The sequence below is a fragment of the Aeromonas sp. A04 genome, from assembly GCF_047780465.1.
GTDB lineage: Bacteria > Pseudomonadota > Gammaproteobacteria > Enterobacterales > Aeromonadaceae > Aeromonas > Aeromonas bestiarum.
Window position 1 is genome coordinate 110,135 of record NZ_JBLNHP010000010.1, and the last position, 6,124, is coordinate 116,258.

Here is a 6,124-nt window from a genome sequence, read left to right on the forward strand (position 1 = left end):
CCCAGCTAGGGGCAACGCAATGCTGAAAGCCATTATTGTCGAAGATGAATATCTGGCCCGTGAGGAACTCATCTATCTGGTGAGCCAGCACAGCCAGATCGAGATAGTGGCGAGCTTCGAGGACGGGCTCGAGGCCTTCAAATACCTGCAGGATCACGAGGTGGACGTGGTGTTTCTGGATATCCAGATCCCCTCCATCGATGGCCTGCTGCTGGCCAAGAACCTGCACAAGTCGAGCCATCCGCCTCACATCGTCTTCGTCACCGCCTACAAGGAGTTTGCGGTGGAGGCGTTCGAGCTGGAGGCGTTCGACTATATCCTCAAGCCCTACAACGAGCCGCGCATCATCAATCTGCTGCAAAAGCTCGAGCACGCGGGCAAGTCGCAGCCAGCCACCACGGGAGAGGCTAGCGGAGACGTGATCAGCCCGCAGAATCGCACCGTCAATCTGGTGAAGGGGGAGCGCATCATAGTCACCCCCTGCGAGCAGATCTATTACGCGGAAGCGGACGAGAAGCTGACCTATGTCTATACCCGCACCGATCGCTACGTGATGACCATGACCATCAGCGAGTTTGTCAGCCGGCTGCCGGCGGAGGGGTTCTTTCGCTGCCATCGTTCCTACTGCGTCAACATCAACAAGATCCGCGAGATAGTGCCCTGGTTCAACAGCACCTATCTCATCCGGCTCCATGACCTGCCGTTCGAGGTGCCGGTCAGCCGCAGCAACATCAAGGCGTTCCGTCAGCTGATGCGGCTCTGATTGTCATTCATTCCCGCCGATCTGCATTTCATGCCTTAATCGGTCGGCGCGAGCTGCGTCTTGCCTATAGTGGCCTCAATTTCCTTAAGGCCATCGACCGAGACGCATCATGACCAAAGAGATGAATCGCACCCGCTATCTGACCCTGATAGGTACCATCATCACCCAGTTTGCGCTGGGTTCCGTCTACACCTGGAGCCTGTTCAACGCCCAGCTCTCCGACAAGCTGGACGAGCCGGTCAGCCAGGTGGCGTTTGCCTTCGGTCTGCTCAGCCTGTCACTGGCGGTGGCCTCTTCCATGGCGGGCAAGCTGCAGGAGCGGTTCGGGGTGCGCAACGTCACCCTGGGGGCCGGCGTGCTGCTTGGCATCGGCTTCTTCCTCACCGCCCACGCCAGCAACCTGGCCATGCTCTACCTCTGTGCGGGGATACTGGTGGGCTTCGCCGACGGGACCGGTTACCTGATGACCCTCTCCAACTGCGTGAAGTGGTTCCCGGAGCGCAAGGGGCTCATCTCCGCCTGCTCCATCGGTGCCTATGGCCTCGGCAGTCTCGGCTTCAAATACATCAACCTGCTGCTGCTCTCCAACAACGGTCTGGAAGCGACCTTCCAGCTGTGGGGGCTGATCGCCATGTCCATGGTGCTGGTGGGCGGCATGCTGATGAAGGATGCGCCCAAGCAGGCCGCCTCAGTGCAGCAGACCGAAAGCCGTGACTTCACCCTGGCCGAGGCGATGCGCAAGCCGCAGTACTGGATGCTGGCGCTGATGTTCCTCACCGCCTGCATGAGCGGCCTCTACGTCATCGGTGTGGCCAAGGACATAGGCGAGAACATGGTGGGTCTGTCGACTGCGGTTGCCGCCAATGCGGTCGCCATCATCGCCATGGCCAACCTGGGTGGTCGGCTGGTGCTGGGCATACTGTCTGACAAGATGTCCCGCATCCGGGTCATCACCATAGCCCAGCTGATCACCCTGTGTGGCATGGCGTTGCTGCTGTTCGTGCCGCTCAATGCCAACCTCTTCTTCGTGGCGGTAGCCTGCGTGGCCTTCAGCTTCGGTGGCACCATCACAGTCTATCCCTCGCTGGTGAGCGACTTCTTCGGTCTCAACAACCTGACCAAGAACTACGGCGTCATCTATCTGGGCTTTGGTCTGGGCAGCATCATAGGCTCCATAGTGGCCTCCCTGTTCGGCGGCTTCATGGCGACCTTCAACCTGATTCTGGTGCTGATGGTGGTGGCCCTGGTGCTCTCCCTCACCATACGTCTGCCGGCTCCCAAGCCGCTCTGCACCGATTGAGGGTTCGCCTCGCTCGATGACGACATGAAACCTGAGCCCGATGGGCTCAGGTTTTTCTTTCATCAAAAGACGTATAGATGGCTAAATATCTATACTCTTGTGCCGCCCTTTCCTATAATCCCCCCCACTTTGGCGCATCATGCTTAATAGGGAATCCGGTGAAAATCCGGAGCTGGCGCGCAGCGGTAAGGGGGAACGAAGCGACATCAGGGCACTGCCGTCAGGTGGGAAGCCGTCGCCGTAGGCCATCAGCCCCCCAGCCCGAAGACCTGCCAAAGTTCGTATTTCGGGCCGAGAGAAACCGGCCACGAAGTAGATGCTTACGCGAACTTAAGGATCTCTCATGTCCAAGAAATTATTGGTGGCTGCCCTGTTGCCAACGGCGGCCTTCGCCCAGACGACCATCCCCGTCAATCCTACCCTGGTGATCACCGCCAACCGGGTGGAACAACCCATCAGCACAGTTCTGGCACCCGTTGTGGTGATCGATCGCGCCGAGATCGAATCCCGTCAGGTGCAGAGCCTGCCAGCGCTGTTGAAGACGCTGCCGGGTGTGCAGATCACCACGCTGGGTGGGCGAGGGCACATGAGCAGCCTGTTCATCCGCGGTACCAACTCCAACCATTCACTGGTGCTGATGAACGGGCGCCCCATCGCCGCCATGGTGGCCGGCACGCCAGACCTCAGCCAGATCCCGCTGGGCAATATCGAGCGCATCGAGTACATCCGGGGCCCGCGTGCTGCTGTCTATGGCGCGGATGCCATCGGCGGCGTCATCAACCTCATCACCAAGACCTCCGCCAAGAATGGCAGCGAGACCCACCTGAAGGGGGGCGTGGGCAGCAATGGTTACGGCCAGGGTCAGGTGCGTACCGTGCAGGCCCTGGGTCAGCAGACCGACATGAATATGATGATCGGCTACGAGCGCACCGATGGTTTCGATGTGGTGGCCAATGCCCAGCAGCCGGATCGGGATGGCTTCGACAGTCTGAATGGCCAGATCGGGCTGAACCATGCCTTCAATGATGCCTGGAGTGCGGACTTCAACGCTCAGGGTTATGACAACCAGACCGAGATGGATGATGCCTATCAGTCGGCCGATCAGAGTCGGGTACAGGCCTTCCAGTATGATGGCGGTCTCAAGTTCCAGAACGAGACGCTGACCAGCCGGCTGGAAGCCAGCTATGGCGAGAACAAGCTGAAGAGCTGGTGGGAGAGCAAGGGAGAATCCAGCGCCCAGCCGATCCACACCGGCTTGACCCGTTTCTCCTGGATCAACAGCTGGAGTGGCGTCGAGGGGCTCAACCTGACCGGTGGCGCCGACTGGCAGCAGGAGCAGTTGAAATCCGACTCGCGCAGCTCTGGTCAGGCGTTCAATGCCCCCGATCGCGACAACACGGGCCTGTTCGCGGTGGGCAGCTACCGCTGGCAGGCCCTGCTGTGGGAGCTTTCTGGCCGCACCGATGACAACGAGCAGTATGGCCGTCACAACACCTGGTCCGCCGCCAGCGGGCTGGACATAGATGACAACCACAATGTGCGGTTGAGTTATGGCACCGGCTTCAAGGCGCCGACCTTCCTCGACCTCTACTATCCCGGTTATGAGAATCCGGATCTGAAACCGGAAGAGAGCAAGAACCTAGAGCTGGGCTTCACCGGCCGTTATACCGGTTGGGACTGGTCGCTGAACCTGTATCGCAATCAGATCCAGAACCTGATCGCCTGCCAGAGTGCGTTTTCCACCTGCAAGCCGGACAACACGGATGCAGAGATCCGCGGCGTGGAAGTGGCGTTGGGTCTGGAAACCGGACCGCTCCATCATGATCTGAGCTTCGATTACACCAAGACCGAAGACAAGAACGATGGTGACCAGCAACTGCTGCGTCGTGCCAAGCAGAAGGCCAGCTGGCTGACCCAGGTACAGCTGGGCCCGGTCGATCTCTCAACCGAACTGCTCTATGTGGGCAAGCGGGATGACAAGAACTTCAGCAGCTTCCCGGCTGAGCGGGTAGAGCTGGGTTCCTACACCCTGATCAATCTGGGGGCCAGCTACGGGGTGACGCCTCAGTTCACGCTGGGTGGCCGCATCGACAACCTGTTTGATCGCGACTATGCCCCGGCCTATGGCTATGCGTCGGCAGGGACCGAGTTCAAGCTGACGGCGGACTACCGCCTCTGATCGCCAGTGCTGCTATATATAGAAGAGAAAAAGCGAGGCCCTGCCATGTGCAGGGCCTTTTCTATTGGCGGTCGGCGGGAGTATGATCGCCGTCTTGCACCAAAGGGGGAGGTCAGGTGGCCAATATTCTAGTGTTCGACTCCGGCATGGGTGGCTTGACCATCTATCGCGAGATCCGCCGTGCGCTGCCGGCACACAGCTACTTCTATTGTTTCGACAACGCCAATTTCCCCTATGGTGAACTGAGTGAGGCGGCCCTCATTGCGGCCTGTACCCGACTGGTCAGCCACATGGTGGCCGAGCATGCCATCGATCTGGTGGTGATTGCCTGCAACACGGCCAGCACCATAGCCCTGCCATCCTTGCGTGACGCCCTGACCATACCGGTAGTCGGCGTGGTTCCCGCCATCAAGCCCGCGGCCGCCCTGACCCGCAATGGTTGCATCGGCTTGCTGGCAACCCCGGGTACCGTCAGTCGTGAATATACTCACGAACTCATTGCCCAGTTTGCGCCGGGCAAGCGGGTGTTGCTCAAGGGCGCGACCGAGCTGGTCATCGAGGCCGAGCACAAGCTGGCGGGACGACCGGTAAACATGGCGTTGCTGCAGGAGGTATTGGCGGACTGGATGGAAGGAGAGGAAAGGCCGGATACCCTGGTGCTGGGCTGCACCCATTTCCCGTTGTTCAATGACGAGATCCGGCAACTGATGCCAGGATGTCAGCTGGTGGATTCAGGGGACGCGGTGGCAAGACGGGTGGCACATCTATTGACGACTATCGCTGAGCCGGCTTCTCAGGCCATGGTGCAGGCCAGGGCCTATTGCACCCGACTGGATGCAGAAGCCCAAAAACTGACAGCCCCCTTGCAAGCTTGGGGGCTGTCATCACTCGAAGAGGTTTGGTACTAGTTCGTTACCGCCAAGGGATCAGGCGTCGACCTCGCTTCCTTCCCTCTCATCTTTATCCCGCTTGTCGTTGGCTTCGCGTACCTTGAGGGTGCGCTGCTGATACTCCTTGTCATTGAGCGCCGTGATTGCCTTGGCTGCATCGGCGGCGGGCATCTCCACAAAACCAAATCCTCTGCGCTTGCCGGTAGCCTTGTCCTTCATCAAACGGACCGAGATCACCTGGCCTTGTTCGGCAAACAGCTCGCGTACGGCAATCTCGTTGGCGCGATAGGGCAGGTTGCCTACATATAAGGTACAAGTCTCTTGGCCGGAGACCAGCTCAGCCGTGGCGGCAGGTGTCCGCTTAAGGAGCAGCGGCACGATGAAACCACCAATGGCCAGACCCACAGCAAAAATCACTTCGGCTTTCAAAGAAAACTGCAGAGCCTGGGCAACCAGATAACCAACCAGCGCCAATACCAGGGCAAGGATGGCCGCCTGCACATAAACGGGAAACTTGGATAAATTCATCTTTAAAGACCTTTTGTAAATGAAAGCAAAAAAGGTGCAACACTCTATTCACCTCCATGGTAACCAGCTTTCCAGCCGGGCGCTACCATGGACCACTTGGGACACATTATCCGTTCCAGTATGGCATCCCTTAATGGGGGAAGACCCACTTAAATGATGATAAAACAGGACTGAAATCATCGGCTTGTGGATAACACTGTATATATACACTGAGTAAGCTGTTTCTAATTGGATATTTTGAAGTTTCCGTGACTTTCTTCAAAAAAAGCCTTGTCATCGCGACGCGGCTCCCTATAATGCGCCCCTACCAGCACGGCGGAACACGCCAACCTGATGAGCCAGCTTCCTAGCGAAGTGGGCGCCGAAAGAAAAGCGAAAACAATCGCTTGACTTTCGAAGTGAGGAGCGTAATATGCGCCTCCTCAACGCGACAAGCGTGACGCTCTTTAACAATTTGAATCAAG

At 58.3% G+C, this 6,124-nt stretch carries 5 protein-coding genes and 1 riboswitch; of the genes, 4 read left to right on the forward strand and 1 reads right to left on the reverse strand.

Going from position 1 to position 6,124, the window contains the following annotated elements; genetic code table 11:
• Positions 1–19: 19 nt before the first annotated feature.
• The 4 genes from ACM3N8_RS20490 to murI all read left to right on the forward strand — a co-directional run bounded on the left by ACM3N8_RS20490 (position 20) and on the right by murI (position 5,150).
• A complete protein-coding gene (locus tag ACM3N8_RS20490) occupies positions 20–763 on the forward strand; it encodes a LytR/AlgR family response regulator transcription factor (RefSeq protein WP_290019327.1) in 744 nt (247 codons plus the stop codon).
• A gap of 109 nt (positions 764–872) precedes the next feature.
• Positions 873–2,063 (forward strand): MFS transporter, encoded by a 1,191-nt coding sequence (locus tag ACM3N8_RS20495; protein ID WP_043557384.1) that lies wholly within the window; start codon positions 873–875, stop codon positions 2,061–2,063.
• 113 nt (positions 2,064–2,176) lie between these two features.
• Positions 2,177–2,355, forward strand: a riboswitch (cobalamin riboswitch).
• A 51-nt stretch (positions 2,356–2,406) separates the two neighbouring features.
• Positions 2,407–4,242 carry a TonB-dependent receptor domain-containing protein gene (locus ACM3N8_RS20500; RefSeq protein ID WP_290019326.1) on the forward strand — a complete coding sequence of 612 codons (1,836 nt, stop codon included), beginning with the start codon at positions 2,407–2,409 and terminating at the stop codon, positions 4,240–4,242.
• 116 nt (positions 4,243–4,358) lie between these two features.
• The gene (gene murI, locus ACM3N8_RS20505) at positions 4,359–5,150 is read left to right on the forward strand and encodes a glutamate racemase (RefSeq protein WP_290019325.1); all 792 of its coding nucleotides are present in this window, start codon (positions 4,359–4,361) and stop codon (positions 5,148–5,150) included.
• Positions 5,151–5,168: 18 nt separating this feature from the next.
• On the opposite strand, the gene ACM3N8_RS20510 is transcribed toward murI, so the two are convergent.
• Entirely contained in the window at positions 5,169–5,660 is a 492-nt protein-coding gene (locus tag ACM3N8_RS20510; RefSeq protein ID WP_042036224.1) for an RNA recognition motif domain-containing protein, read from the reverse strand.
• Between the last annotated feature and the right edge of the window lie 464 nt (positions 5,661–6,124).